The 26,645-nt window shown below is 71.6% G+C and carries 24 protein-coding genes, 1 pseudogene and 1 riboswitch; of the genes and pseudogenes, 16 read left to right on the forward strand and 9 right to left on the reverse strand.

Annotated features, from left to right (window positions below; genetic code table 11):
* Positions 1 to 135: 135 nt before the first annotated feature.
* Positions 136 to 1,203, reverse strand: a complete 1,068-nt coding sequence (locus IE260_RS41445) for an MFS transporter (protein WP_229880375.1) — start codon at positions 1,201 to 1,203, stop codon at positions 136 to 138.
* 290 nt (positions 1,204 to 1,493) lie between these two features.
* On the opposite strand from IE260_RS41445, the gene IE260_RS02900 reads away from it, so the two are divergent.
* Positions 1,494 to 2,102, forward strand: a complete 609-nt coding sequence (locus IE260_RS02900; protein ID WP_189868845.1) for a TetR/AcrR family transcriptional regulator — start codon at positions 1,494 to 1,496, stop codon at positions 2,100 to 2,102.
* A 61-nt stretch (positions 2,103 to 2,163) separates the two neighbouring features.
* Here IE260_RS02900 and IE260_RS41450 read toward each other — a convergent pair whose 3' ends face one another.
* On the reverse strand, positions 2,164 to 2,370 hold the full coding sequence (locus IE260_RS41450) for a hypothetical protein (protein ID WP_229880377.1): 207 nt from the start codon (positions 2,368 to 2,370) through the stop codon (positions 2,164 to 2,166).
* Between the two features lie 576 nt (positions 2,371 to 2,946).
* On the opposite strand from IE260_RS41450, the gene IE260_RS02910 reads away from it, so the two are divergent.
* The 5 genes from IE260_RS02910 to IE260_RS02930 are packed head-to-tail and all read left to right on the forward strand — an operon-like array spanning position 2,947 to position 8,607.
* Positions 2,947 to 3,921, forward strand: coding sequence for a phosphotriesterase family protein (locus tag IE260_RS02910; protein ID WP_189868846.1), 975 nt, complete (start codon positions 2,947 to 2,949; stop codon positions 3,919 to 3,921).
* Between the two features lie 48 nt (positions 3,922 to 3,969).
* Entirely contained in the window at positions 3,970 to 4,944 is a 975-nt protein-coding gene (locus IE260_RS02915) for a phosphotriesterase family protein (RefSeq protein ID WP_189868847.1), read from the forward strand.
* Positions 4,945 to 4,949: 5 nt separating this feature from the next.
* Positions 4,950 to 5,873: an alpha/beta hydrolase gene (locus IE260_RS02920; protein ID WP_189868848.1), complete on the forward strand. Its 924-nt coding sequence runs from the start codon at positions 4,950 to 4,952 to the stop codon at positions 5,871 to 5,873.
* A gap of 37 nt (positions 5,874 to 5,910) precedes the next feature.
* On the forward strand, positions 5,911 to 6,849 hold the full coding sequence (locus IE260_RS02925; RefSeq protein WP_189868849.1) for an MBL fold metallo-hydrolase: 939 nt from the start codon (positions 5,911 to 5,913) through the stop codon (positions 6,847 to 6,849).
* Positions 6,850 to 6,867: 18 nt separating this feature from the next.
* Positions 6,868 to 8,607, forward strand: coding sequence for a CocE/NonD family hydrolase (locus tag IE260_RS02930; RefSeq protein WP_189868850.1), 1,740 nt, complete (start codon positions 6,868 to 6,870; stop codon positions 8,605 to 8,607).
* Between the two features lie 117 nt (positions 8,608 to 8,724).
* On the opposite strand, the gene IE260_RS02935 is transcribed toward IE260_RS02930, so the two are convergent.
* Positions 8,725 to 10,680: an APC family permease gene (locus IE260_RS02935; RefSeq protein ID WP_189868851.1), complete on the reverse strand. Its 1,956-nt coding sequence runs from the start codon at positions 10,678 to 10,680 to the stop codon at positions 8,725 to 8,727.
* Positions 10,681 to 11,100: 420 nt separating this feature from the next.
* On the opposite strand from IE260_RS02935, the gene IE260_RS02940 reads away from it, so the two are divergent.
* The 9 genes and pseudogenes from IE260_RS02940 (at position 11,101) to IE260_RS02980 (ending at position 20,242) form a co-directional block, all read left to right on the forward strand.
* Positions 11,101 to 11,619: a toxin-antitoxin system HicB family antitoxin gene (locus IE260_RS02940; protein WP_189868852.1), complete on the forward strand. Its 519-nt coding sequence runs from the start codon at positions 11,101 to 11,103 to the stop codon at positions 11,617 to 11,619.
* Between the two features lie 82 nt (positions 11,620 to 11,701).
* On the forward strand, positions 11,702 to 12,550 hold the full coding sequence (locus IE260_RS02945) for a DUF4097 family beta strand repeat-containing protein (RefSeq protein ID WP_189868853.1): 849 nt from the start codon (positions 11,702 to 11,704) through the stop codon (positions 12,548 to 12,550).
* Positions 12,551 to 12,613: 63 nt separating this feature from the next.
* Entirely contained in the window at positions 12,614 to 13,606 is a 993-nt protein-coding gene (locus IE260_RS02950) for an ATP-binding cassette domain-containing protein (RefSeq protein WP_189868854.1), read from the forward strand.
* Complete coding sequence (locus tag IE260_RS02955; RefSeq protein ID WP_189868855.1) at positions 13,603 to 14,421, forward strand: ABC transporter permease; 819 nt, start codon at positions 13,603 to 13,605, stop codon at positions 14,419 to 14,421. Before IE260_RS02950 ends, IE260_RS02955 begins: the two co-directional genes overlap by 4 nt.
* 295 nt (positions 14,422 to 14,716) lie before the next feature.
* Positions 14,717 to 15,193: pseudogene (locus tag IE260_RS02960) on the forward strand (GtrA family protein); the annotation flags it as partial.
* A 484-nt stretch (positions 15,194 to 15,677) separates the two neighbouring features.
* Positions 15,678 to 15,767: a K(+)-transporting ATPase subunit F gene (gene kdpF, locus IE260_RS02965; protein ID WP_018536030.1), complete on the forward strand. Its 90-nt coding sequence runs from the start codon at positions 15,678 to 15,680 to the stop codon at positions 15,765 to 15,767.
* 7 nt (positions 15,768 to 15,774) lie between these two features.
* Positions 15,775 to 17,439, forward strand: coding sequence for a potassium-transporting ATPase subunit KdpA (gene kdpA / locus IE260_RS02970; protein WP_189868856.1), 1,665 nt, complete (start codon positions 15,775 to 15,777; stop codon positions 17,437 to 17,439).
* On the forward strand, positions 17,436 to 19,568 hold the full coding sequence (gene kdpB, locus IE260_RS02975; protein ID WP_189868857.1) for a potassium-transporting ATPase subunit KdpB: 2,133 nt from the start codon (positions 17,436 to 17,438) through the stop codon (positions 19,566 to 19,568). Before kdpA ends, kdpB begins: the two co-directional genes overlap by 4 nt.
* Positions 19,569 to 19,573: 5 nt before the next feature.
* Positions 19,574 to 20,242 (forward strand): potassium-transporting ATPase subunit C, encoded by a 669-nt coding sequence (locus IE260_RS02980; protein WP_189868858.1) that lies wholly within the window; start codon positions 19,574 to 19,576, stop codon positions 20,240 to 20,242.
* A 171-nt stretch (positions 20,243 to 20,413) separates the two neighbouring features.
* Here the strand turns inward: IE260_RS02980 and IE260_RS02985 are convergent, their stop codons facing one another.
* From IE260_RS02985 to IE260_RS03010, 6 genes are all read right to left on the reverse strand, one after another.
* Entirely contained in the window at positions 20,414 to 21,298 is an 885-nt protein-coding gene (locus IE260_RS02985) for an energy-coupling factor ABC transporter ATP-binding protein (RefSeq protein WP_189868859.1), read from the reverse strand.
* Positions 21,295 to 22,044 carry a cobalt ECF transporter T component CbiQ gene (cbiQ, locus tag IE260_RS02990; RefSeq protein WP_189868860.1) on the reverse strand — a complete coding sequence of 250 codons (750 nt, stop codon included), beginning with the start codon at positions 22,042 to 22,044 and terminating at the stop codon, positions 21,295 to 21,297. Before cbiQ ends, IE260_RS02985 begins: the two co-directional genes overlap by 4 nt.
* Complete coding sequence (locus tag IE260_RS02995) at positions 22,045 to 22,383, reverse strand: energy-coupling factor ABC transporter substrate-binding protein (protein WP_189868861.1); 339 nt, start codon at positions 22,381 to 22,383, stop codon at positions 22,045 to 22,047. It lies immediately after the preceding gene.
* Positions 22,380 to 23,078 (reverse strand): energy-coupling factor ABC transporter permease, encoded by a 699-nt coding sequence (locus IE260_RS03000; RefSeq protein WP_189868862.1) that lies wholly within the window; start codon positions 23,076 to 23,078, stop codon positions 22,380 to 22,382. The genes IE260_RS02995 and IE260_RS03000 overlap by 4 nt, the downstream gene beginning before the upstream one ends.
* A 30-nt stretch (positions 23,079 to 23,108) precedes the next feature.
* A riboswitch (cobalamin riboswitch) is annotated at positions 23,109 to 23,292 on the reverse strand.
* Between the two features lie 103 nt (positions 23,293 to 23,395).
* Positions 23,396 to 23,857 (reverse strand): potassium channel family protein, encoded by a 462-nt coding sequence (locus IE260_RS03005; RefSeq protein WP_189869050.1) that lies wholly within the window; start codon positions 23,855 to 23,857, stop codon positions 23,396 to 23,398.
* Between the two features lie 101 nt (positions 23,858 to 23,958).
* Positions 23,959 to 25,332 carry a chloride channel protein gene (locus IE260_RS03010; RefSeq protein WP_189868863.1) on the reverse strand — a complete coding sequence of 458 codons (1,374 nt, stop codon included), beginning with the start codon at positions 25,330 to 25,332 and terminating at the stop codon, positions 23,959 to 23,961.
* A gap of 378 nt (positions 25,333 to 25,710) precedes the next feature.
* Between IE260_RS03010 and IE260_RS03015 the strand changes: the two genes are divergently transcribed.
* On the forward strand, positions 25,711 to 26,169 hold the full coding sequence (locus IE260_RS03015; RefSeq protein ID WP_189868864.1) for a DUF7144 family membrane protein: 459 nt from the start codon (positions 25,711 to 25,713) through the stop codon (positions 26,167 to 26,169).
* Positions 26,170 to 26,645: the final 476 nt, after the last annotated feature.

Genomic DNA, 26,645 nt, shown 5'->3' on the forward strand with positions numbered 1-26,645 from the left:
CTGCCCTGCTCGTGACGGCTTGCATCGCCGTTGTCCTCCCGCGTACCCGTCAGTGGTCGCGGGCCACCACGTCCGTGACCTCCGCAGAGACCTCCGTGCTCGCCGAAGCCGTACTGACCAGAGACTGCGTGAGGTTCAACGTCGTCTGACCGACAGCTCCGCCGTCTCGACAACCGGCCCGTCCTCGTCGCCACTGATCTCGTAGGTGATCTCGTACACCGCGTCCGGGTCGATGCCGTCGATCCCCGTGTACGACAGCTCCGGCTCGACCGTCAGGTTGCAGCCCGCCGACCCGAAGCGCTGTCGCCGGGTCGTGCGCAGCTCGATTGTGAATCCGAGGCGTCGAGCTCCGCGTACGTCGGCTCCCGGCTCGGGCTCCTCGACGGCGGGCTCGGCGGCGTCTTTCGGCATGCTGGACGCGGTGGTTGTGGTGGCGGGTTTGTTGTCGTCGTCTGTCGCCTGCACGACGACCGCGCCGGTGGTGACGACTGTGACGATGACGGAGGCAGCCGCGCCGATGATGACGGCGTTGGTGCGGGACTTCCTCGGGGCCGACCGGGGGCGCGGGCGGCGGGAAGCCGGGCAGGGTCGGTTCATGGGCTCCCTCGCCCACGTCGTCCGACCTGGCGTCGCGCCGGGCGGTACGGGACGACGGGGTGGGTTCCGACGCCCCTCGCCACGGGTGGCTGTCGGCCGTTCCGACGAGCCGGAACCACCGGTCGGGTGCCCCAGGACGAGTGTCGGTCGGTCACCCGCCGACGCTGTGCCGACGCGGCTGCGACTGCGTATGCCGGCAGGAGTGCCTGAGTGGACGCCCAGGCCGGGCTCCCCCGAGGCAGCGGCGGGCGCGAAGGTCCGCCCGCCGGGCGTCCGGCGGGCGCGCATGCCGACGACCGCGGCGGCGGACGACACGGTGAAGGCGCGATTGCGGAACAGCCGCAGGTCGAAGATGGGGGATTCCGCGCCCAGCTCCACCACGACGAAGGCCGCGAGGGACAACGCACCGAGGGCGAAGGAGAGCATGACGGGCAGGGTCGTCCAGCCCGACTCGGGGCCTTCGACGGCGCCGTACAGCACCAGGATCAGGCCGAGCGCGAAGGTGACCTGACCGGCCACGTCGAGCTTGCGGCCCTCGGGTGCCTTCGGCTCCGCGGCCAGCGCGGCGGTGAGCACCATGCTGACGACGGCCAGTCCGACGAGCACCCAGAAGGAGCCGCGCCACGATCCGATCTGTCGGCGGGGCGGTCGTCAACCGGGCGGACACCATGGGCGTACACCGGGCACGGCGTCTTCGAGCCCGGTCCGGACGGCGTGCGCGTGCGCGAGGCGTACGGCATCTCGGTGGCCGGCTGCGGCGGCGGCTCGGCGTCGACCTGCCCTGCTGAGCCGCGCCCGGGCTTTACATCTGCTGAGCCGCGCCCGGGCTTTACAGCCGGGCAGGTGACCATGCGCCGTGTACGGCCGGTGTGCGGCGGCGCGTTAGGATCTGCGGCATGGCGAACCTCCGGCAGGTACAGAAGCAGATGACGCGCCGGCTGCTGCTGGAGTCGGGCCTGGAGCTGTTCACGACGAAGGGCTACGCCGCCACCAAGGTCGACGACATCGCGTCCGCCGCGGGCACCACCCGGGTGACGTTCTACGCCTACTTCCCCTCGCGCAGCGATCTCATGAAGGCGCTCATCGACGAGCGGCTCAACGAGGTGCTGCGGCGCGTGCGTTCACCGGAGCACGGCTCCACGGCCCAGGACCTGGTCGCCACCGTGGCCGACGGGACGCCGGAGGCGATCACCGCGTGGTTGCGGGACACCGCCGACAGCTGGCCGGAGATCCGGCCGATCATCCGCGTGGGCCGGGACGCCGCCGCGGTCGATCCCGAGCTGCGTGACCTGGTGGACCGCTGGCTGGAAGAGGCCATCAGTGACATCGAGGACGGTCTGACGCGGGCCGGGCGCCTCGCGCCCCACCAGCGCCGCTTCCGGGGTGTGCTGGCCATGGCGGAGCTGGACCATGTCGCCCAGCACTGGGGCGACACCGACTGGAAGCTCGACCGGGAGCAGATGCTCGACGAGCTGAGCGCGAGCTGGGTCCGGCTGCTGACCTGATCCGGGGGCGCGATCGGGTCCGACAGCCGGTCCGGCCCGTTCGACGCGCGGGGGCGGCCGTCTACCGCGCTGCCTCGGCGTCGCGCAGCACCTCCCGCGGCCAGGCGACGAAGTGCCGGTCGGCCGGCCGCGGGTTCCACGCCATGTCGATGCCGGGCCCGGGCAGCGGGAACGGGAATATCCGCAGGTCGGCGAGGGTGCGCATGGTGGCGGCGACCCGGTACCGCAGCAGTGCGACACCACCGGCGCGGGCCACGTGGAACGGCACCGGCAGGAAGTCGGAGATGCGCAGCCCGATGCGGTAGGGGATGCCCGCGTCCTACAGCACCGAGTACGGAAATACCCGTCGGTCGGTGTCCACGGCGATGTGGGGCTCGGTGGTGAGCAGATCGAGCGCGCTCGCCCGCGGCGGCGTGTCCGGCGCAGCCACCACGACCCAGCGGTTCGCCCGGCAGGCGCCGCATCCGGGTCAGGGCGTGGGTCCTGGCCGGCTGCGACAGTCCGACCCGTTCCGCGGTCCTGGTCACGGACCGTTCCTCCAGCTGGGCGAGGAGGGGCACCGGCAGGTTGAGGCCGACCGACGCCAGCCGGTCCAGTCCCGACGTGTTCCTCGCCGTTCGTGGCGCACGCCTCATGCGGCGGTCCGGGTCATGGACCGGCATGCAGGGCATGCATGCGGATCCGGTGGACGCCCCCCGTTGCTCAGATTTCCGCCCCTCAGGCAACGGCGAATTCATAGTTTTTTCGTGGTGTCTGTTTCGTTGACGTCATGTAAAGCCAATGGCTACCGTGACGGCAGCCACCGGGTGCACCGCCGCACCCCCACCGGACACGTGATGCAGGCATGAGCGTGAACAGCACCACCGTGAACACCGTCCTGGGCCCGGTGCCGGCCGAAGAGCTGGGCGTCGTCTCGGTCCACGAGGCGCTGCTGTCGGTGCTCCCGGGTGCCGAGCACGCCTTCGACATCACCCTCGACCGCGCCGAGATCTTCGAGACGCTCGCCGGCAAGCTGCGCGACTTCCGCGCCCACGGCGGCGGCACGATCGTCGACAGCACCGGCATGTTCCACGGCCGCGACGTGCCGCTCTACGAAGCCCTGTCCCGCACCACCGGCGTCCACATCGTCGCCTCGACGGGCCAGGGACCCGAAGAACTGCTCGGCGGCTACTTCCTCACCCCGCAGACCAACCCGCCGACCCCCTGGCCGGCCGAGAAGTTCGCCGACCTCTTCAGCCGGGAGATCACCGAGGGCATGGTGGTCCCGCGCGTGGAACGCCGCGGCCCGGCCGGACTGGTCACCACCGCGGTGACTCGCGCGGGCATGACCGCCACCGACGAGAGCCTGCTGCGCGGCGCGGCCCGCGCCGCCCTCGCCACCGGCACGGCCGTCACCTTCCGGTACGGCGACGACGCCGCGGGCGAACTCGACATCGCCCTGGACGAGAAGCTGCCCGCCGACCGGGTGGCCGTCGGCGGCCTCGACCGCAAGGACGCCGCCGACGCCGGCGCACCCGAGAAGATCGCGGCCCGCGGCGCCCGCGTCGTCCTCGACCACGTCGGCACCGAGGACGACGAGCACCTCACCGACACCGACCGCGCCGCCCTGGTCGCCGACCTCGTGCGCGCCGGACACACCGACCGGATCCTGCTCTCCGTCGGCGCGACCGGGGTGGCCAAGGGGCACCCCGCGAACGACCTGCCGTACAGCCATGTGCTGACCGCCTTCGTGCCGCTGCTGACGGCGCACGGCGTCGGCGACGGCGACGTGCGGCGCATCCTCGAGGCCAACCCGCGCGACCTGCTCGCGGTGCGCTGAACACGCCGGCCCGAACGACCGTCAAGAACTCTTCCGAAGGTGAGTGTTGTGTCGCGAGTGAACACCGTCCTGGGGCCGGTCCCCGCCGAGGAACTGGGCTTCGTGGCGATCCACGAGCACATCGGCTACGGCATGCCCGGCTCCGAGCTGGACACGCGGTGGTGGAAGTCCCCCGAGCAGCGTTACGAGGAGACCGTCCCGAAGCTGCGCCGCTTCCACCAACTGGGCGGCGGCACCTTCGTCGACGCCACCGGCATCTGCAACGGCCGCGACGTCGACCACTACAAGTCGCTGTCGGCGAAGACCGGCGTCCACATCGTCGCCTGCACCGGCTTCGTCGGCGGCGACACCGCGCTGCCGCACTTCGCCCGCGCCGACGTCGACTACCTGACCCGGCAGTTCGTCCACGAGATCACCGTCGGCATCGGCGACACCGGCAGCCTCGCCGGCGTGATCAAGGTCGGCGTGAGCCGGGGCGGCCGCATGACCGACCTGGACAAGCGCATCTACCGCGCCGCCGCCCGCGCCGCGCTCGCCACGGGCGTGCCGATCCTGCGCCACCGGGGCCAGGTGTCCTTCGACATCACCGCCCTGTGCCCAGACGGCACCTGGACGCCGCAGGTCACCAAGGAGGACTTGCTGCGCACGGTCGAGGGCTTCGACGAGCGCCTGGTGGACATCACGCGCGGCCTCGACATGGACACCGTCAACATCCGGGCCGTCTACGACATCGACCCGGTCGGCACCTGGCACTCGGACTCCGTCGTCCTCGTCGGCGACGCCGCGCACTCGATGCTGCACCACCAGGGCCAGGGCGCCAACTCCGCCATCGAGGATGCCGGCGCGATCGCCGACGCCCTGCGCGAGGCGGGCTCCGTGAAGGAGGGCCTCGCCCTGTACCAGGCCACCCGCAAGCCGGTGACCGACAAGCTCCAGGCCATCTCGCGGCAGGGCTGGACCGAGGACGAGATCAACGACGTCTTCCCCGGCCAGAAGCCCGCGGCCGCCGCGACGGGAGAGTGAGAACCATGCCGCTGCACCCCGAGGTCGCCACGTTCCTCGCGACCCTCCCGCCCCCGCCCGCGGGTCCGCTCGACCCGGTCGCGATGCGCGCCGCGGAAGAGGCACAGGTGCCCCCGGTCGAGGAGCGCCTGCCGTTGCACGCGGTGGAGGACCTGACCGCGCACACCGCCACCGGTGACGTGCCGGTGCGCGTCTACACGCCCACCGCAGCGGACCGCCACGGCCTGCTCGTCTACTTCCACGGCGGCGCGTTCTTCCTCGGCAGCCTGGAGACCCACGACCACGTCGCCCGCTCGCTGGCGAAGGAGACCGGGCTGAAGGTCGTCTCCGTGGGCTACCGCCGGGCACCCGAGGCCGCCTTCCCGGCCGGGCTCGACGACTGCTACGCCGTGACCCGGTGGGCCGCCGAGCAGGGCGAGGAACTGCACTGGGACGGCACGACCCTCGCCCTCGCGGGCGACAGCTCCGGCGGCACCTTCGTCGCCGCCGTCGCCGCCCGGGCGCACGACGACGGCTTCGACCGGATCACCCACCAGGTCCTCTACCACCCCTCGCTCGACCTGGACTTCGACGAGGACCGGTACGCCTCGCTGCGGGAGAACGCGGTCGGCTACGGCCTGGAGACGGCCGGTCTCAAGCCGTTCAACGCCTTCTACCTCGACAGCGGCGCCGACCCCGCCGACCCGCTGGTCTCCCCGGTCAAGCGGAAGGACCTGAGCGGGCTGCCGCCGGCCCTGGTCGTCACCGCCGAGTTCGACCCCATGCGCGACGAGGGCGAACTCTACGGCCGCCGCCTGCGGGAGGCCGGTGTGACGGCGACGGTGAGCCGGTACGCCGGCGCCGGCCACGGCTTCGTCCAGCACTTCTCCTGGATCCCCGAGTACCACCGGGTCTTCACCGAGACCCGCGACTTCCTCACCCGGCGCTGAACGGGCCGCCGTCGCGCACGAGTTCGGAAAGAGGACCATGACACACGACGTCGCCGTCCACCCCCTGGTCTCACCGTGGGGCCGGTTCGGTCTGTACAGCTTCTTCATCGACGCACCCGAACCGGCGATCGTCGACACCGGGATCGCCACCTCTCCCGCCGAGGGCATGGCTCCCGCGCTCGAGGCGATCGGGCGCCGCATCGAGGACGTGCGCTGGATCCTGCTGACGCACGGCCACATCGATCACGTCGGCGGGGCGCACGCCCTGTGGGAACGCACCGGCCGACGGGCACAGGTGGTGATCCACGAGGCCGACGCACCGATGCTGCGCTCCCGGCAGGCACACGTCGAGGAGTACCGCGCCGGACGCGGCCGGTACCTCCGCGACCCCGAGGGCGAGGCCAAGGTGGCGGCCGCCGCCGGTGCCGTCATCTCCGGGGAGATGGAACCGTCCCTGCTCGTCAAGGGCGGGGAGACCCTCCGTCTCGGCGGCGACGTCGCCGTGTCGGTGCACGCGATCCCGGGGCACACCCCCGGATCGGTCGCCTACGTGATCGACGGACAGCGCTCGGCCTTCGCCGGTGACGCCGTACAGGTCCACGGCGCCGCCAACGGCTTCCCCGGCTACACCGATCCGCCCGCCTACCGGGCCGGCCTGGAGCACCTGCGCGACGAGGTCCGCCCGCGCCGCCTCTACCTCGGGCACCCCTACCGGCGTGCCGACGGCACCCCGTACGGCGTCGAACTCGACGAGGCGCAGGCCCGGGAGGCCATCGACCAGAGCCTCGCCGCCGAGGACCGCGTCGCCGCGGCGGCCTGCCGCTGCCTGGAGGCCGGCCTGACGGAGACGGACTCCCCGTACTCACCCTTCGCCCGGGCCGCCGAGGACCTCGGCTACACCGGCGACCCCACGCTCGAACCGTCGCCGTTCTTCACCTCGATGCACGCCTACCGCACGCGCGCCCGGAACGTGTAACACAGGAGCTCGACAGACATGACCGACCTTCACACGATCCAGGCGGGCGCGCAGACCATCGCCGTCCGCAAGGACCTCCGGGTGCCGATGCGCGACGGTGTCACGCTGGCCGCCGACACCTACGGTCCCGTGGACGGCACCCCGCGGCCCGCACTCGTCGCCCTGAGCCCCTACGGCAAGGAACTGCAGGCACTCGCCCTCACCACGCCCCCGCAGCGCCGGCCCAGCCCGATGTGGGACGGCTGCATCGAGGCGGGCGACATCGCCCGCGTCGTCAAGGAGGGCTACGTCCACGTCATCGGCGACCTGCGCGGCTCCGGCGCCTCCGAGGGCGAGCACATCGGCAACTACAACGCCGGCGGCGTCCCGCTCGGACAGGACGCCTACGACTTCATCGAGTGGGTCGCGGCGCAGCCCTGGTGCGACGGCGACGTCGGCATGATCGGCATCTCGTACTTCGGCTCGATGCAGGTGCTGGCCGCGGCCGAACGCCCGCCGAGCCTGAAGGCGATCTTCGTCAGCGGCGGCCACTACGACTTCTACGAGACGACGTACCACGGCGGCGTCATGTGGTTCATGCCGCGCGCCGCCCGCGAGGGCCGCGGCGGCGACTCCGGCTGGGCGTTCACCGACGGCGTCAAGTCCCGCATGCTGGAGACGTACTCGCCCGAGGAGATCAGCAAGCGGGTCGCGGAGCGGCTGAAGGACCCGGACGTCGCCGCCTGGCCCAACCTGGTCCACGTGCTCAACTACCCGAAGAACCACGAGGCGTGGTTCGACATCGTGGTGAACGAGGTCGACGGCGACTGGTACGAGGAGCGCAACCCGATCACCCTCGCGCCGGACATCGACATCCCGGTCTGGCTCCAGATCGACCAGGGCCGCGGCTGGACGATGGACGGCACCATCGAGCTGTACAACTCGCTCAAGGGCCCGAAGAAGCTCGACATCGGCCCCTACCCGCCCATGCAGTCGCGCCCCTTCATCGAGGAGCACGACAAGATGTTCCGCTGGTACGAGTACTGGATCAAGGGCATCGACAACGGGGTCATGGACGAGCCCGCCGTCACCGTCCACGTCGAGGGTTCCCGCGAGACCGTCACCGGCGCGCAGTGGCCCCCGAAGGACGTCGAGTTCCGCTCGCTGTACTTCCGTCCGCGCCGCAAGCTCTCCTTCGAACCCGAGCTGATGGGCGCCGAGCACGCCGCCCCCGACGGCTTCTACCAGGCACCGCTGACGGTGACCGACAAGGTGGAGATCCTCAGCTGGTCCACCGCCCCCTTCACCGAGCCCACCGAGATGATCGGCCAGGGCGCGGCTCACCTGTTCGCCGAGATCGACCAGCCGGACACCAACTTCATCCTGCGCCTGTGGGACGAGGCCCCGACCGGCAAGCGGCAGCTCATCACGACCGCCTACCTCAAGGCCTCGCACCGCGAACTCGACGAGGAGCGCACCACCGAGGGCGACCCGTACCACCCGCACACCCGCGCGCTGCCGGTCGAGCCGGGGAAGATCGAGGAGTACGTGCTGCGCGTCTACCCGTTCGCGGCGACGTTCCTGCCGGGCCACAGGCTGGTCGTGGAGCTGTCCAACGACGAGCCGCTCGCCGACGAGCACAACGCGCTGCTGCCGCCGGACGCCTTCCACCTGCCGGTGGGCCGCCCCGTCACCCACAAGATCTACCGGGACGCGGCACACCCCTCCCGCCTGGTGCTGCCGTTCACGACGGCGGCGGCAGGGCCTGCGAGTCGGTAGAGGGCGCCGGACGCGGCAGAGCGCCGCACGACACGCAGCAGGGGGACGGCCGGTGCGGGCCCCAGGGGGCGGCACGGGCCGCCGTGGCGCCGCCGTCCTCCCGCGTGCCGTGGTCGCTCAGCCGACGTGGACCCTCGGGCGGCGGGAGCGGTCGGGTTCCGCCTCTCGCAGGACCTCGCGGGTGACCGGGGCGACTTCGCCCTGGCCGAAGAGGAAGAACCTCAGGAAGTTGGCGAAGGGGTTGCCCTCGGTCCACTCGAAGTAGATGTGAGGGGTCCGGCCGGTGAGATCACGGGCGTGGAGGAGGAGGGCCGCCAGGGCGTTGGATACGGAGGAGCTTTCCAGCGTCAGGACGCGGAACCGGCCGTGCATCACCTCGCCCCGCACGGTCAGGCCCGACTCGAACTCCGAGGGGTCGGTGACGGTCACCTCGACGAAGACGAAGTCCTCCTGGGAGGGGACCTCGTTGTCGGCGCGGATCTGCTCGATCTTGTCGCGGTACTCCGCCAGGTCCCGGTTGTCGGGCTCGTTGGCGATGAACCGGATCTTACGGCTTGCCATGTCCCGGACGAACCGCTCCGCCGTGGCGTCGAAGACCACATCGGTGACCCGGAGCTCGAAGGCGCGGGCGAGGCGCGAGAGGAAGGAGATCAGGACGATGCCGGCGATGAAGCAGGCGCCGATCTTGACGCCGTCCGGACGCTCGATGATGTTGAGGACGGTGGTGTAGAGGAAGACCGCGGAGATGACCGCGAACCCCAGGGCCCAGCCCCGCTGCCCGGCCTTGCGGGTGGCGATGGTGACGGCGATGGCAGCCGAGCTGATCAGTACCAGGACGCCCGTGGCGTAGGCGCCGCCCTGGGCGTCGACGTCGGCGTCGAAGATCCAGGTGACGAGGAAGCCGACGAGCGTGAAGACGATGACCATGGGGCGGACGGCGCGGGCCCAGTGCGGGGCCATGCCGTAGCGGGGCAGATAGCGGGGCATGAGGTTGAGCAGCCCGGCCATCGCGGAGGCGCCGGCGAACCACAGGATGGTGATCGTCGAGACGTCGTAGACCGTGCCGAAGGTGTTGCCCAGGTACTCGTGCGCCACGTACGCCAGCGCCCGGCCGTTGGCATCGCCGCCTGACTCGAACTCCCGCTCCGGGATCAGCAGCGTCGTGATGAAGCTGGTGGTGATCAGGAAGGCGCTCATGATCAGGGCGGCCGTGGTGAGCAGCTTCTTCGTGCCGCGGATCCGGCCCGCGGGTTTCTCCTCCGTGTCAGAGATCGCGCCTTGGACGTGCGGCATGACGGCCACGCCGGTTTCGAAGCCCGACAGGCCGAGCGCGAGCTTCGGGAAGACGATCAGAGCCACGCCGATCATGACGAATACGTTGCCGTGCTCGGCGGTCAGGGCGTTCGCCCAGTCGGTGATGACGTGCCCTTCGGTGGTGACGTGCCACAGGCCCGCCACGACCACGACCGCGTTGAGTGCGAGATAGGTCCCCACCAGGGCCACGGCGACCCCGATCGCCTCCAGGAAGCCCTTGAGGAAGACGGCTCCGAGGAGCGCGATCAGGATCAGGGTGATGATCAGCTGCTTGTCGTGCAGGACCTCGGTCAGATGGGGGTTCTCGACCAGGTGGGTGGAGGCGTCGGCCGCCGACAGGGTGATGGTGATGAGGAAGTCGGTGGCCGCGAAGCCCAGCAGGGTGAGGACGAACAGCTTCCCCTTCCAGAACGTCAGCAGCCGTTCCAGCATGGCGATCGAGCCCTGTCCGTGCGGACTCTCCTCGGCGACCCGCCGGTAGACGGGCAGGGCGCCGGCCAGGGTGACGATCACGAGGACGATGGTGGCCACGGGGGAGAGCAGGCCCGCGGCGAGGGCGGCGATGCCGGGCTGGTAGCCGAGGGTGGAGAAGTAGTCGACACCGGTCAGGCACATCACCCGGTACCAGGGCCGGCCCTTGTCCGGGGGCTCCGGCCGGGCGTGCGGTCCCTGGAGTCCGCCGCCCTTGCCCATGTCGGCCAGGCCCTCCAGCATCCAGGCCCGCAGGCGACGGCGCCGGGGGTGCTCGGTGGTGGCCATGGGTGCGCTCTCTCCCGACGTGCGGCTGGGTGCCGAGTTCCGGCCGTCGCGCGGACGGCTGGATCACCGTAAGCAGAGAGTGACACGTACCGGGACCGTGGGCTTCGTCGGCGTACGGCCGCTTGGCAGATCTCTGCGTTGTGATGCCGGCGTCCGCCCGGACCACGAGGCCGGGTGGACGCCACGGCCGGCCGCCGGTCGCGGGCGTTCGGTCCGTCGCGACGGGTGCCAGCTGGTGGCACGCTTGGTGCCAGTCGGTGCCATATCTTGTCCCTCACGGCTCATCGGCGCGTCGGTGCCGTAGCCACCCGCTCGGTCTCGTTCGCGCTTCCGCAGGTCAGGGCGGTCGTCCTGGAGCTATGTCGCGTTGGGTGCCATTCCCGCTTGCGCGTGGCGCCATCATGATGCCATCATGGCGTCATGGACCTCACCCCCTACGTCGACACACTCCGTCGCGAACTAGCGGTGGCCGCCGAAGCCGGCGGCGAGGAAGCCCGCGAGCTGGCCGAGAGGCTCACCGCTCCCCTGGAGTCGGCGACCCGGCTGACCTTGCTCAACGTGCTTTCCGCCGCGATGGACGAAATCACCCGGGAACTCGCCCCCGGGTCGGTCGACGTACGGCTGCGCGGGCTCGACCCGGACTTCGTCGTGACGCCGCCGCCCACCGACGCCGGTGCCCCCGCGGAGCCGGCCGCGCCCGCCGAGCCGCTCAGGGCCCCGGCCCCCGCCGACGGCGACGAGGGCGGCACCGCCCGCGTCAACCTGCGCCTGCCGGCCCACCTCAAGGCGCGCGCCGAGGAGGCCGCGAGCCGCGAGGGTCTGTCGGTCAACGCATGGCTGGTGCGCGCCGTCTCGGCCGCGGTCGACGGCGGCACCCGGCCGCGTACGGCGGAGAAGACCCGCACCATCGGACAGGGCTTCACGGGCTGGGTGCGCTGACCGCACCCGCGCCCGCACCACTTCACCCACACCACGTCCCACCAGCGGGGACGTCCTGAAGACCCAAGAGGACGGGACAACCATGCCTTCTTTCGACACTCCCGCACCGATCGCGGCCACGGCACACGTGGAGGCCGGTTCGATCCAGTTCACCGCGGGCGACCGCCTCGACACCGTCGTGGAGGTGCGGCCCCGCGACCCGAAGAAGGACCTGGACGTCCGGGCGGCCGACCAGACCGAGGTCACCTACGCGAGCGGCGTCCTGACCGTCAGGACGCCCAAGGCCGGGCTGCTCGGTCTCGGTCGCACCGGCACCGTCGACGTGACGGTCGAGGTGCCCACGGGCTCGCGCGTCGACATGACCGGCGCCTGGGCCCAGGTGCTCGGCGAGGGCCGGCTCGGCGAGGTCCGCGTGAAGACCTCGTCCGGTGACGTCCGCCTCGACACGACCGGCCCGCTGCATCTGACCGCCTCCCACGGCTCGATCACCGTGGACCGCGTCGAGGGCCCGGCCGAGATCACCACCAGCTCCGGCAGCATGCGCGTCGGCCTCGTCGACGGCGCCGCCGTCCTGAAGAACTCGCACGGCACCACGACCGTCGGCGCCGCGACCGGCGAGCTGCGGGTGAGCGGCGCCAACGGCGACATCGACATCGCGCGCGCCGAGAACTCGGTCACCGCCACCACTGCGCACGGCACCCTGCGGGTGGGCGAAGTGGCCCGCGGCACCGTCCAGTTGGAGACCTCCTACGGCGCCATCGAAGTGGGCATCCGCGAGGGCACGGCCGCCTGGCTCGACGTCCACTCGGGCTCCGGACAGGTGCGCAACACGCTCACCGCGTCCGAGACCCCGCAGGAGACCGAGGACACCGTCAAGATCCGCGCCCGCACCCGGTACGGCAACATCGACATCCGTCGCGCCAGGGCCTGAGCGCCGGCCCCGCGAACTCGCCACCTCACCCCAGTCACTTCACCCTTCGAACGGGAGGGCTCCATGCCTTCGTCTGTCATGTCCACGCCCAAGCAGGGTGACGGTCACGCGTCGCCGGTCGCCGTCTCCGCCGTCGGTCTGCGCAAGTCGTACGGTGAGAAGACCGTCCTCGACGGCATCGATCTGCGCATCCCCGCCGGCTCCGTGTTCGCGCTGCTCGGTCCGAACGGCGCCGGCAAGACCACCGCCGTGAAGATCCTCTCCACGCTGATCGGCGCCGACGGCGGGCAGGCCTGGGTCGCCGGCCACGACCTGGCCGGCGACCCGCAGGCCGTGCGGGCCGCGATCGGGGTCACCGGGCAGTTCTCCGCCGTCGACGGCCTGATCACCGGCGAGGAGAACATGCTCCTCATGGCCGACCTGCACCACCTGTCCAGGCGCGAGGGACGGCAGGTCGCCGCCGAACTGCTGGAGCGCTTCGACCTGACGGAGGCCGCGAAGAAGCCGGCCTCCACCTACTCCGGCGGCATGAAGCGCCGCCTCGACATCGCCATGACGCTGGTCGGCGACCCGCGGATCATCTTCCTCGACGAGCCCACCACCGGCCTCGACCCGCGCAGCCGCCACACCATGTGGGGCATCATCCGCGAGCTCGTCACAGGTGGCGTGACCGTCTTCCTCACCACCCAGTACCTGGAGGAGGCCGACGAACTCGCCGACCGCATCGCGGTACTGAACGACGGCAGGATCGCCGCCGAAGGCAGTGCCGACGAGCTGAAGCGGCTCATCCCCGGCGGGCACGTGCGACTCCGCTTCACCGACCCGTCCGCCTACCGGTCCGCCGCCACCGCGCTGCGCGAGGCCACCCGCGACGACGAGGCACTGGCACTGCAGATCCCCTCGGACGGCAGCCAGCGGGAACTGCGCGCCATCCTCGACTGGCTGGACTCCACCGGCGTCGAGGCGGACGAGCTGACCGTGCACACCCCCGACCTCGACGACGTGTTCTTCGCCCTGACCGGCGGCACCGACCAGCCCAAGGAGGCTGTCCGATGAGCACCCCCCTGGCCCCCGCCCGCCCGTCCCGCCTCTCCCCCGCCGTGCGCGACTCGAACACGATGCTGCGCCGCAACCTCCTGCACGCACGGCGCTACCCGTCCATGACGCTGAACCTGCTGCTCACGCCGGTCATGCTCCTGCTGCTCTTCGTCTACATCTTCGGCGACGTGATGAGTGCCGGCATCGGGGGCGGCGGGGCGGACCGGTCCGAGTACATCGCCTACCTCGTGCCGGGTCTGCTGCTGATGACCATCGGCAGCACCACGATCGGCACCGCGGTGTCCGTCTCCATGGACATGACCGAGGGCATCATCGCCCGCTTCCGCACCATGGCGATCCACCGCGGTTCCGTGCTCATCGGGCACGTCATCGGCAGCGTGGTGCAGTCGGTGATGAGCGTGGTCCTCGTGGGCGCCGTCGGCGTGGCCATCGGCTTCCGGTCCACCGATGCCACCGCCCTGGAGTGGGTCGCGGCCTTCGGGCTGCTGGTGCTCTTCACCCTGGCGCTCACCTGGATCGCGGTCGGGATGGGCCTGATCAGCCCGAACGCCGAGGCGGCCAGCAACAACGCGCTGCCGCTGATCTTCCTCCCGCTCATCTCCAGCGCCTTCGTCCCGGTCGACGCGATGCCGGGCTGGTTCCAGCCGATCGCCGAGTACCAGCCCTTCACGCCGGCCATCGAGACCCTGCGCGGCCTGCTGCTCGGCACCGAGATCGGTCACAACGGGTGGCTCGCGGTCGCCTGGTGCCTGGGACTGGCGGTGCTCGGCTACTTCTGGTCGAAGGCGGTCTTCGACCGCGACCCGAAGTAACGGACCGACCGCGCGAGGATCGCCTCCCGCAACTCCGTCCCGCCCGAGGGGGCGGCGTACTCCGACACCACGTCGGCGTACGCCGCCCCGTCCGCGTTTTCGGCCTCAGTGTCGCTGACCTGCGCATGTGTGACTTGGCGTGACACCTTGGCGTCATGGATGACGCAAGTGACGCCAAAACGCCTCGCGCTGGCATCATAAAGGTGCCACAATGACGCCAAGGGTGGAGCGCGCCCTCGGTCTCCACGACCGGCAGGCGCGTGTTTCGCGGAGTGAACCAGCGAGGGGGCGGATCATGGAGACGACACAGAGCCGGCAGCCGACGGCACCCTGCGCCTTCACCGCCTTCGCCCGCTTCGTGCTCTGCGGCGGCGGGGTGGGGCTCGTCTCCAGCTTCGCCGTGGCGGCCCTCGCCTCGTGGATCCCCTGGGTCCTGGCCAACGCCGTGATCACAGTGGTCTCGACGCTTCTCGCCACGGAACTGCACGCCCGCTTCACCTTCGGCGCGGGCGGGCACGCGACATGGCGCCAGCATGCGCAGTCGGCCGGGTCCGCGGCGGCCGCGTACGCGGTGACCTGCGTGGCAATGCTGGCCCTGCACCAGCTGGTGGCGACGCCCGGCGCGGTGCTCGAGCAGGGCGTCTACCTGTCCGCCTCCGCACTCGCCGGTGTCGCGCGGTTCGCGGTGCTGCGCCTCGTCGTCTTCGCGCGCAGCCGCGCGCAGGCCCCGGCCGCCGGCGGCGTCGTACGCCCCGAGGCGGCCACCGCGTCCGCGAGGTCCCGGGCCTCGGACGGGACGTCGCCGCCGTGCAGGCCCACCCGGCCGATCACCTGCCGGGCGGCACCCTCGCGGACCGCGCACAGCGCCCTGTCGTCCCACCGGGCAGACATCGGTTCCGGCGTGCTCGTGCCCGAGGTCGGGACGGACCGGCGGCGGCAGCGGCTGCCGCAGAACCAGGGGACGCCGTCGCGCACGCCGTGCGGCGCGAGGGCGATGCCGTGATCTGCCGGATGCGGCTCCGGCGGACCTGACGGCAGGCCCCTGTGCGGTCGTAAGAGAAGCGTCAAAGGCCTTCCGGCCGCCGTAAGGAAGCTGTCAACGGCGGTCGAATCCGGCCACAAGGGCGCTTTCCTCGTCTTGTCAGATCCTCATCCGATCCTCACTAGGAGCTCGCGATGGCCGACGTGGCCTTCGTCGTCACCACGATCGCGGTGTTCGCGCTCGTGGCTCTCGTCGCCAAGGGGGTGACGAAACTGTGACCGCCGAGAACATCGTCGGCCTCATCGTGGCCGTCGCCCTGCTGGGTTACCTCGTCCTCGCCCTGATCTACCCGGAGAGGTTCTGAGCACCCCATGAGCCCCGTCCTCGCCGGCGTGCTCCAGCTGCTCGCGCTCATGGCCGCGCTGGCGCTCGCCCACATCCCCCTCGGCGGCTACATGGCCAAGGTCTACTCCTCCGACAAGCACTGGCGTGTGGAGAGGTGGATCTACAAGGGCATCGGTGCCGACCCGGACACGGACATGCGCTGGCCCGCGTACCTGCGCGGCGTACTGGCCTTCTCCTTCGCCGGCGTCCTCTTCCTCTACCTGCTGCAGCGTCTTCAGGGCGTGCTGCCCGGCTCGCTGGGCTTCGCCGCCATCGACCCGGACCAGGCGTTCAACACCGCCGTGTCGTTCGTGACCAACACCAACTGGCAGTCGTACTACGGCGAGCAGGCCATGGGGCACGTCGTGCAGACCGCCGGTCTTGCCGTGCAGAACTTCGTCTCCGCGGCCGTGGGCATGGCCGTCGCCGTGGCCCTGGTGCGCGGCTTCGCCCGCTCCCGCACCGGTGAGCTGGGCAACTTCTGGGCCGACCTGGTCCGCGGCGTCGTCCGTGTCCTGGTGCCGATCGCCGCCGTCGCCGCGGTCGTCCTGGTGGCCTGCGGAGCCGTCCAGAACTTCTCCGGCATCCACGAGGTCGGCCAGTTCATGGGCGGCTCGCAGCAATGGAACGGCGGCGCGGTCGCCTCGCAGGAGGCCATCAAGGAGCTGGGCACGAACGGTGGCGGGTACTTCAACGCCAACTCCGCCCACCCCTTCGAGAACCCCACCCCGTTCACCAACCTCTTCGAGATCTTCCTGATCCTGCTGATCCCGTTCTCGCTCACCCGGACCTTCGGCGTCATGGTCGGCTCCGTCAGGCAGGGCTACGCGATCCTCGCGACCATGGCCACCATCTGGGTCGGCTTCGTCGCCCTGATGATGTGGACCGAGTTCGCCCACAACGGCCCGGCGCTGGACATCGCGGGCGGGTCGATGGAGGGCAAGGAGGTCCGCTTCGGGGTCGGCGGCTCGTCGATCTTCGCGGTGTCGACGACCCTGACGTCCACCGGCGCGGTGGACTCCTTCCACTCCTCCTTCACCGGCCTCGGCGGCGGCATCACCATGCTGGGCATGATGCTGGGCGAGATCGCGCCCGGCGGTGTGGGCTCCGGTCTGTACGGCATGCTGATCATGGCGATCATCGCGGTGTTCATCGCCGGTCTGATGGTCGGCCGCACCCCCGAGTACCTGGGCAAGAAGATCGGCACCCGCGAGATCAAGTTCGCCGCCTGCTACATCCTGGTCACCCCGGCGCTGGTCCTGGCGTTCACCGCCGTGGCCATGGCGCTGCCCACCCCGGGCAATTCGATGACCAACAGCGGGGCGCACGGCTTCTCCGAGATCCTCTACGCCTACACCTCCGCCGCGAACAACAACGGCTCGGCCTTCGCCGGTCTGAACGCCGACACCCAGTGGTTCAACACCACCCTGGGCGTCGCCATGCTGCTCGGACGTTTCGTGCCGATGGTGTTCGTCCTGGCGCTCGCGGGCTCGCTGGCGGAACAGAAGCCCGTCCCGGCCACCGCGGGCACCCTGCGCACCGAGAAGCCGCTGTTCACCGGCCTGCTGGTGGGCGCCATCCTGATCATCACCGGTCTGACCTACTTCCCGGCGCTCGCGCTGGGTCCGCTCGCCGAGGGGCTGGCGGCATGACCACCGACACGCAGAAGCACGAGGACTCGATGTCCACAGCCACCCCGACGCGGGCGCCGCACAGCGACGCACCCACCGGGCACACGCACGAGGAACGCCGGGTCGGAGCGGGCCTGTTCGACCCGAAGCAACTGGTCAGGTCGCTTCCCGACGCCTTCCGCAAGCTCGACCCCCGGGTGATGGTGAAATCACCCGTCATGTTCGTGGTCCTGGTCGGGTCCGTCCTGACCACGCTCTTCTCCTTCAAGGACCCCGGCGACTGGTTCGGCTGGACCATCAGCGCCTGGCTCTGGCTCACGGTGATCTTCGCCAACCTGGCGGAGGCGGTCGCCGAGGGCCGCGGAAAGGCGCAGGCCGACACCCTGCGCAGGGCCAAGACCGACACCGTCGCCCGCCGCCTGGTGGGCGGGCGCGAGGAGCAGGTGCCCGGCACCCGGCTGAAGATCGGTGACCTGGTGGTCTGCGAGGCGGGCGACATCATCCCCGGCGACGGCGACGTGATCGAAGGCGTGGCCTCGGTCGACGAGTCGGCGATCACCGGTGAGTCGGCGCCCGTCATCCGCGAGTCCGGCGGCGACCGCAGCGCGGTCACCGGCGGCACCAAGGTCCTCTCCGACCGCATCGTCGTCAGGATCACGACGGAGCCCGGCGCGACCTTCATCGACCGGATGATCAACCTCGTCGAGGGCGCCGCCCGGCAGAAGACGCCGAACGAGATCGCGCTGAACATCCTGCTGGCCTCGCTGACCATCGTCTTCCTGCTGGCGTGCGCCACGCTGCCGCCGTTCGCCGACTATGCGGGCACCCACCTGACGATGGTGGTGCTGGTGGCGCTGCTGGTGTGCCTCATCCCCACCACGATCGGCGCCCTGCTCTCCGCGATCGGCATCGCCGGCATGGACCGCCTGGTGCAGCGCAACGTCCTGGCCATGTCGGGCCGCGCGGTCGAGGCCGCCGGTGACGTCTCCACGCTGCTGCTCGACAAGACCGGCACGATCACGCTCGGCAACCGGCAGGCCGCCGAGTTCGTACCGGTGCACGGCGCCACCGAGGCCGAGGTGGCGGACGCCGCCCAGCTCTCCTCACTGGCCGACGAGACGCCCGAGGGCCGCTCGGTCGTGGTCCTGGCCAAGGAGAGGTACGGGCTGCGCGAACGCCGTCAGGGCGAACTCGTGGGCGCCGAGTGGATCCAGTTCACCGCGCAGACCCGGATGTCCGGCGTGGACGTCGACGGCCGCAAGGTCCGCAAGGGCGCGGCAGGTTCGGTCATCGCCTGGGTCGAGGAGCGGGGCGGCACGGCGGCCGGGGACGCGGAGACCGCCGCCGACCGCATCGCCGAGGCCGGCGGCACTCCGCTGCTGGTGGCGGTGGAGGACGAGCGTGGCGCCCGGGTCCTGGGCGTCATCCACCTCAAGGACGTCGTCAAGGAAGGCATGCGGGAGCGGTTCGCCGAACTGCGCCGCATGGGCATCAGGACCGTCATGATCACCGGCGACAATCCGCTGACGGCCAAGGCGATCGCCGACGAGGCCGGCGTCGACGACTTCCTCGCGGAGGCGACCCCCGAGGACAAGATGGCGCTGATCAAGCGGGAGCAGGCCGGCGGCAAACTGGTGGCGATGACCGGAGACGGCACCAACGACGCGCCCGCGCTCGCCCAGGCGGACGTCGGGGTGGCGATGAACACCGGTACGTCGGCCGCCAAGGAGGCCGGCAACATGGTCGACCTCGACTCCGACCCGACCAAGCTCATCGAGATCGTCGAGATCGGCAAGCAGCTCCTCATCACGCGCGGTGCGCTGACGACGTTCTCCATCGCCAACGACGTCGCGAAGTACTTCGCGATCATTCCGGCGCTGTTCGCGGCGGTCTACCCGGGCCTGGACAAGCTCAACATCATGGGCCTGTCCTCGCCGGACTCCGCGATCCTGTCCGCGGTGATCTTCAACGCGCTGATCATCATCGTGCTGGTCCCGCTCGCCCTGAAGGGTGTGCGCTACCGGCCCGTGAGCGCCGACCGGATGCTCCGCCGCAACCTGGCCGTCTACGGACTGGGCGGGCTGATCGCCCCGTTCATCGGCATCAAGATCATCGACCTGGTCGTCTCGATCGTCCCCGGGATCGGGTGAAGAACATGAACACATCCCTGACCAACACCGCACGGCTGCTCGTGGCAGGCCTGCGTGCCCTCCTCGTCCTGACCGTGGTCACCGGCATCGTCTACCCGCTGGTGGTCACCGGCATCGGCCAAGGGCTTTTCCCCGGCAAGGCCAACGGCTCCGAGATCAAGGCGGACGGCCAGGTCGTCGGCTCCTCGCTGATCGGCCAGTCGTACGACCTGCCGCTCGGGAAGGGCCAGGAAACCCCCGAGCCCGACCTCAAGTGGTTCCAGGGCCGCCCGCAGAACGGCCTCGGCACCAACAGCGTCAACACCCAGTACGAACTCATCCTGTCCGGAGCCACCAACCGCTCCGCCGACAACGAGGAACTCGTCCAGTGGGTGAAGGACGCCAAGGCCGCCGTCGTCAAGGACAACTCCGTGGGCGGCTACACCGTCAAGCCCTCCGACGTGCCCGCCGACGCGGTCACCTCCTCCGGCTCCGGCCTGGACCCGGACATCTCCCCGCAGTACGCGGACATCCAGGTCCACCGTGTCGCCGAGAAGAACGGCCTGCCCGTCGATCAGGTCCAGAAGCTTGTCGACGAGCACACCGAGGGCCGCACGCTCGGCTTCCTCGGCGAGCCCCGGGTGAACGTGCTCGAACTCAACATCGCGCTCAGGGAACAGGTCGCCGCGAGCTGACGGGTTGCCGGCCGGGCGCGGCGCTTTCGGCCCGCAGGGCCTTCACGACAAGGCCGCCGCGCTCGACGGCGACCGGCCCGGGTCGCAGGGGCCGTGAAGGGTGCCGACGACCAGGTCGGTGCAGTCCGGAAGGGAAGACCGGACCGACGTGGTGCCCGACGACGGCGAGTGCTACTCCCCGACGTCGGGCACCACGCGGTACGTGCGCTCGTCTCCCGGGCCGGGCGCCGGCGCCAGGGCGGCCAGTTCCTCCGGCGTGCGCGGCCCCGCCGTCGCGTCCGCCAACACCCCTTGCGCCCGCAGCAGACGCGCCGCCGCCACGCCCCACGGCAGGCGCAGTCCCGCCTGCCGGAGGAGGTCCGTGCGGGCCAGCGTCGAAGGCGTCGGGCCGGTGCGCACGCCGTCCGGGGTGAGCAGGGCGGCGTCGTCGGACCAGCGCAGGGCCAGGTCGACGTCGTGGGTGGCCATCACCACGGTGGTGCCGTCCTCGCGGAGCCGGTCCAGGGTGGCCAGCAGCCGCTCCTGGCCGTCCGGGTCGAGCCCCGCGGTCGGCTCGTCGAGGATCAGCACCCGGGGCCGCATAGCGACCGCGCCCGCGATAGCGGTCCGCTTGCGCTGCCCGTACGACAGCATGTGGGTGGGCCGGTCGGCCAGCGCGGTGATGTCCAGCGCGGCGAGCGCCTCCGCGACGCGGGAGCGCACCTCGGCGTCGGGCAGACCGAGGTTCAGCGGCCCGAACGACACGTCCTGGGCGACGGACGCCGCGAACAACTGGTCGTCGGGGTCCTGCACCACCAGTTGCACCGTGGTCCGCAGCCGCGTCAGCCCGCCACGGTCGTACCGCACCGGCTCACCCGCGACCGTCAACCGCCCGGCATGCGGCCTCAGTCCGCCGCTGAGCAGCCGCATCAGCGTGGTCTTGCCGCTGCCGTTGCGGCCGAGCAGGGCCAGCGCGCGCCCCTCGCGCACCTCGAAGTCCAGGCCGCTGAGCACGGCCGGGCCGTCCTCGTAGGCGAACGACGCACCCCGCAGGGCGACCAGGACCGACTCGCTCACGACAGGGGCCTTTCCAGTACGAGGGTGAGGACGGCCAGCGCCACGAGCAGCGCCGCGCTCGCCGCCGTGAAGGGCACGGAGACGCGGGCCTCGGGCACCAGGACGCGCAGGGTGCCGTCGTAGCCGCGCCCGGCGAGGCCGGTCTGCAGCCGCGCCGCCCGGTCGAAGGCCCGGACGAACGCCGTGGCGCCGAGCCCGCCGAGCGAACGCCAGGTCGCGGCCCGCGTGGTGTGGCCCAGCCGCGCGGCCTGCGCCTGCCGGATCCGGCGCACGGAGTCCAGCAGCAGGAAGCTCATGCGGTACGTCACCAGGGCGACGTCCACGACCGGCGCGGGCACCCCGGCCCGCACCAGGCGCGGCAGCAGATCGGACATCGGGGTGGTGAACGCGAACAGCAGCACGCCGAGGGAGGCGGCCGACGTGCGCAGCAGCAGCTCGGCGGCGCGGACCGGTCCGCCGTCGGCCCAGGTCACGAACCCCGCCGGGCTGCCGACCTGCACCAGCAGCGGCAGCGCGCCGGTCACGCAGAAGCCCAGCGGAACCCGGTAGGCCCGCCACAGCCGGCGCCCGGGTACGCCCGCCGGGCCGAGCAGCACCGCCAGCGCCGTCACCAGCACCAGCGCCGCGCCCGGCCACGGCGGCAGCGAGATCGCCAGCACGGTGAGGCCCAGCCCGAGCACGGCCTTGTCCACGGGGTGACGGCGGCGCCAGCGGCTGCTGTGGGCCGCCGCGTCGATCGGCAGCACTCAGTCACCTGCGGATTCGTCCGGCCGGGCCGCCAGGGCTCGCTCCTCGCCCTGCCGCCTGCCCCGGCGCAGACCGAAGTAGTAGGCCAGCACGCCCGCGCCGATGGCCGCCTGCACGGCGAACAGCGCGGACTCGATCTCCCCGGACGGCGGCTCGTACAACGGCGAGAACCACGGCTCGTAGTCCGGCTCCATCTCGGTGATCGCCGTCTCCGCCTCGGCGTCGGCACCGGTGAACGGCTCCTCCTTGTGATCGCCGAGTCCGAGCACCAGCGGCAGGACCGCGAGCGCGGCCACGGCGAGCAGCAGCAGGGCGTTGATCCTCGTGTTGCGGTTCATCGGGCGCTCACCGCCCGCTCCTTCGGGTCCGTCCCCGTCAGCAGCACGCCCAGCCTGGTCAGTTCGCCCTTGCTGGACTGCACCAGCAGCCGCATCACCAGCACCGTGAGCAGCCCCTCGCTCACCGCCAGCGGGATCTGCGTGACGGCGAAGATGGAACCGAACTTGCCGAGCGCGCCCAGGAAACCGCTGCTCGGGTCGGGGAAGGCGAGCGCCAGCTGCACGCTGGTGACGCAGTAGGTGGACAGGTCCGCGACGAACGCGCCGAAGAACACGCCGACCATCAGCGGGACGTCGTAGCGGCGCAGCAGCCGGTAGACGCCGTAGCCGGCCCAGGGGCCGACGATCGCCATCGAGAACACGTTGGCGCCGAGCGTGGTCAGCCCGCCGTGCGCGAGCAGCAGCGCCTGGAAGAGCAGGGTGATGGTGCCCAGCACCGCCATGATCGGCGGCCGGAACAGGATGGCGCCCAGGCCGGTGCCGGTGGGGTGTGAACAACTCCCCGTCACCGACGGCAGTTTGAGGGCGGACAGAACGAACATGAAGGCTCCGGAGGCCCCGAGCAGCAGCGTGCTCTCGGGATGCTCCCTGACCTCACGGGTGAGTGACCGTACTCCGTGGACGACGAACGGCGCGGACGCGACACCCCAGGCGATCGCGTGCGCCGGAGGCAGAAAGCCCTCGGCTATGTGCATGGCTCAGCAGACCCTCTCCAGCACCTCGTGGATGGACGACGCGCCTTGGCCGGTCTCCTGGCTGACGGGTACCACCGCCCGTACTCCGCCTTCCCGGGTCACAAGGACCCAGTGGCCGCCCGCAAGGGCTGGAGCCGGACTTCCCGATCACAGTGGCGAGGGCCGCACCGGCATCACACCGGATTTCCCGTTCACCAAGGCGTGGTGACAGTAGTGCGCCCACGGGGGTGGTGACAAGCGGGCCCCGGGGCGGACAGGCCCCCGGGGCTGCGGAAACAGCGTTGGAAACAACCGCCTGCGGCGCTCCGTGTCCGGCGTCACTCGTGCGTGTCCCGCTGCAGCCGCCGCTCCACCAGACCGCGTAGCCACTGGGTGAGCGCGGTCGCGGCGGCGGTGAGGAAGACGAAGCTGTAGAGGATCTGCAGGATCGTCACCACCCGGGCCGTCTGGCCCCGCGGGGTGATGTCCCCGTAGCCGACCGTGGCGAGCGTCACCACGGTGAAGTAGAGGGCGTCGACGCGGGTGCGCAGACCCGTGAACTGCCCGGGCTGCTTGGCGAGCGTGTAGTAGGCGGACGCGAAGATGTGCACCGACACGAGGATCAGCAGAGGGATGGCCACGCCCGGCCGGTTGTGCGGGCGTTCGATGAGGACGTCGCGGATCTGCCGGAGCAGCAGCGCGGCGACGAAGGCGAGGCCCAGCACGAACAGCAGCCAGCTGAGGACCGGGCGTCCGGGACCGAGGTGGTCCAGGGGGAGCAGGAAGTAGGCCGCGGCCATGCCCACCACGGCGATGACCCGCACCAGCCAGGGCGCGGCCGTGCGCCAGGACCGCGTACGCGACCCGGGGCCGGCGTCCGTCCAGCCGTCCCCGCGCCGCGTCACGGTGCGGCCGCCGTTCCGGTTCGCTCCCCCGCCGCCGTGCCCGCCGCCGCCTCCTCCTCCGTCTCCGGGGCCCCGCGGCGCACCAGCTGGGCGACGACGAAGGCCACCACCGAGGCGGTGACGATCAGCGGCATCTGGTCGTACGCGTCGCCGCCGACCACGAGCACGGCCAGCACCGCGCTCGCCAGCGGCAGCCCCGTCACCGCGGCGGAGGCGGCGGAGATGCCGAGGGCGAGGGCCGGAGCCGCGCCGAAGCCGGGCAGGCCGGAGCAGGCCGTCGCCGTCGCCGTGCCCAGCAGGACGGCGGGGAAGATGGGACCGCCCCGCAGGCTGCCCAGCGCGATGCCCCAGGCCAGTCCCTTGCACACGACGAGCGCGATCAGCGCGCCCACGGACCAGGCGTGCGGATGCGCGGCGAGCTGTGCGAGCGTCGCCTGGCCGGACAGGGCCGCCTCCGCCGGGGAACGGCCGGTGATCAGGGCGTACGCGGCGATGCAGACGCCCACCGCTGTGGCGCAGACGACGGTGCGGACGGCCGTGCGGTGCCGTGTCCAGGAGACGGTCCGGTGGCCCAGCCCGCGGGCCAGTGTGACCAGGACCGCGATGAGCGCGGCCGTGGGGATGCCCCACAGGAAGTCCCCGGCGTCCGGGTTGGCGACCGGCGGCACGTCGGTCAGGGTGAGCGCGCCGATCTTCAGTCCGGTCCACTGCCCGAAGCCGGTGAAGACCAGCGCGCCCGCCGCGCTGGCCAGCAGACAGGGCAGCAGCAGGGCGACCAGCCGGGCGCCGGCGAGTCCCGCCCCCTCGATGAGCAGCACGGCCGCGGCCACGGGGCCGCCGAGGATGGTGGAGATCGCGGCGGTGGAGCCGGCCGTGGCGAGGATCGCCCTCGCCCGTGGGTCCGCTCCGCCCGCTCGCCGTACCGCCAGCAGCGCGAGTCCGCTGCCGACGGCCATCAGCGGCGCCTCGGGCCCCAGCACCACACCGAGCGGCAGGGTCGCCAGCGCGGCCAGGACCGCGCTGGGCAGCGCCCTGGGGCCCACGGGCGCGCCGCCCAGCCCGTCCACCGGCAGATGGCCGCCGCCGCCCGGCATCCGGGTCACGATCGGTGCCAGGACCAGCCCGGCCAGGACGAGCGCCGGCAACGGCCACCACCAGGGGGGCCGGTCGTACCCGGCCGCTTCGGGCAGTGACGTCCACACCCAGTGCTGGAGCTGGTGCTGGAGGCCGACGAAGAAGAAACAGGCGAGCGCGATGGGGACGCCGAGCAGCACGCACAGCAGCAGCAACCGCAGATAGCCGGGGGTGAGCAGGGTGCGCCGCAGGGACTGTTCGGCCCGGTCCGGTACGGCGTTCGCGGGCGCGGTCACCAGACCTCCCGGCGCGTTCCGCGCGCGAGTTGCGCGGGCAGGGGCTGAGTCGTCACGGGCCGCCCTCCTTCGTCCGCGTCCGCCCCTGGGGCCTCCTCCCGCGGTCCGCCGTGCGTCGTCCGTGCCGTTCAGTAAACGCGAGGCCGGCAGGGGCCGCATTCCCATGGCCGCCGTCCGGCCCCGTCGCCGGGGCCCCGGGGCACGCCGGGGCCCGTACGGGCGCGTTCGGACGCCGTGGTGCCGAAACCCGGTTCACCCGTTCGGCGTGCCCCGCATGGCCCTCCGGTACGGCCCCCCGCAGGCTCGGTAGCACCCTCCGGCACCCCCGGGCGCCGGTGACCCGAGGCCCGCACGGGCCACGCAGAAAGGAACGCCGTCATGAGTCAGCATGCCGCTTCTTCCCCCGGTGCGCCGTCCCACGGCGGTGGCCGTTCCTGGTCCTCGCAGCCGTCGGCCCGGCAGAGCGGCTGGGTGACCGGAGGTGTCGTCTTCGCGGGCGTCCTGATGCTCTGCAACGGTGCCCTCTCCATCCTCCAGGGCATCGCGGCCATCGCCGAGGACGACGTGTACGCCCGCATCGGCACCTATGTGTACGAGTTCAGCATCACCGGCTGGGGCGTCGTCCACGTCATCCTGGGCGCCCTCGTACTCGTCACCGGCTACGGCCTCCTGAAGGACATGGCCTGGGCCCGTTTCGCGGGCATCTTCCTGGCCGCCCTCAGTCTCGTCGCCCAGTTCCTGTTCCTGCCGTACGCACCCGTCTGGTCGGTGATCATGATGGCGATCGACGTCTTCGTGATCTGGGCGCTCGCCAGCCGCCAGGACGCGGCGGCTTGAGCGCCCCGCCGCCGTGCCCGTAGCGCGTCGGCCGTCTTCACAGCGCGCCGCCGTCCTCGTGGTGGATCCGCCGTCCCAAGCACGCCGGCCGTACTCGCCGTGGGCCCGCCGTCCCCGCAGCGCGCCGATCGTCTGCGTGGCGGGCCCGCCGTTCCCGGAGCGGGCCCGCAGCGCCGCCGTGACAGCAGCGCGACCGCCGTCTGCTGCGCAGCGCGTCCCCGTGCCCGCCCGCAGTGCGCCGATCGCCTGAACCGTGCGTCGGCCGTGCCGGATTCGGGCTGTCGTGTCCAAGGCGTGCCGACGTCTGCGTGGTGCGCACGCTGTTTCCGGAGCGGGCCCGCCGCGCCTGCCGCGCGACTGCCGTCCGAGGGGCGGTACGTCCCGTGCCCGCCCGCAGCGCGCCGATCGCCTGAACCGTGCGTCGGCCGTGCCGGATTCGGGCTGTCGTGTCCAAGGCGTGCCGACGTCTGCGCGGT

The organism is Streptomyces viridiviolaceus (assembly GCF_014650995.1).
Taxonomy (GTDB): domain Bacteria; phylum Actinomycetota; class Actinomycetes; order Streptomycetales; family Streptomycetaceae; genus Streptomyces; species Streptomyces viridiviolaceus.

Excerpts from the sequence above, each read along its gene's own strand:
- IE260_RS02900 (WP_189868845.1), top strand. The coding sequence starts at position 1,494 with ATGGCGAACCTCCGGCAGGTACAGAAGCAGATGACGCGCCGGCTGCTG.
- IE260_RS02910 (WP_189868846.1), top strand. The coding sequence starts at position 2,947 with ATGAGCGTGAACAGCACCACCGTGAACACCGTCCTGGGCCCGGTGCCG.
- IE260_RS02920 (WP_189868848.1), top strand. The coding sequence starts at position 4,950 with ATGCCGCTGCACCCCGAGGTCGCCACGTTCCTCGCGACCCTCCCGCCC.
- IE260_RS02925 (WP_189868849.1), top strand. The coding sequence starts at position 5,911 with ATGACACACGACGTCGCCGTCCACCCCCTGGTCTCACCGTGGGGCCGG.
- IE260_RS02930 (WP_189868850.1), top strand. The coding sequence starts at position 6,868 with ATGACCGACCTTCACACGATCCAGGCGGGCGCGCAGACCATCGCCGTC.
- IE260_RS02935 (WP_189868851.1), bottom strand. The coding sequence starts at position 10,680 with ATGGCCACCACCGAGCACCCCCGGCGCCGTCGCCTGCGGGCCTGGATG.
- IE260_RS02940 (WP_189868852.1), top strand. The coding sequence starts at position 11,101 with ATGGACCTCACCCCCTACGTCGACACACTCCGTCGCGAACTAGCGGTG.
- IE260_RS02945 (WP_189868853.1), top strand. The coding sequence starts at position 11,702 with ATGCCTTCTTTCGACACTCCCGCACCGATCGCGGCCACGGCACACGTG.
- IE260_RS02950 (WP_189868854.1), top strand. The coding sequence starts at position 12,614 with ATGCCTTCGTCTGTCATGTCCACGCCCAAGCAGGGTGACGGTCACGCG.
- IE260_RS02955 (WP_189868855.1), top strand. The coding sequence starts at position 13,603 with ATGAGCACCCCCCTGGCCCCCGCCCGCCCGTCCCGCCTCTCCCCCGCC.
- kdpA (WP_189868856.1), top strand. The coding sequence starts at position 15,775 with ATGAGCCCCGTCCTCGCCGGCGTGCTCCAGCTGCTCGCGCTCATGGCC.
- kdpB (WP_189868857.1), top strand. The coding sequence starts at position 17,436 with ATGACCACCGACACGCAGAAGCACGAGGACTCGATGTCCACAGCCACC.
- IE260_RS02980 (WP_189868858.1), top strand. The coding sequence starts at position 19,574 with ATGAACACATCCCTGACCAACACCGCACGGCTGCTCGTGGCAGGCCTG.
- IE260_RS02995 (WP_189868861.1), bottom strand. The coding sequence starts at position 22,383 with ATGAACCGCAACACGAGGATCAACGCCCTGCTGCTGCTCGCCGTGGCC.
- IE260_RS03000 (WP_189868862.1), bottom strand. The coding sequence starts at position 23,078 with ATGCACATAGCCGAGGGCTTTCTGCCTCCGGCGCACGCGATCGCCTGG.
- IE260_RS03005 (WP_189869050.1), bottom strand. The coding sequence starts at position 23,857 with ATGGCCGCGGCCTACTTCCTGCTCCCCCTGGACCACCTCGGTCCCGGA.
- IE260_RS03015 (WP_189868864.1), top strand. The coding sequence starts at position 25,711 with ATGAGTCAGCATGCCGCTTCTTCCCCCGGTGCGCCGTCCCACGGCGGT.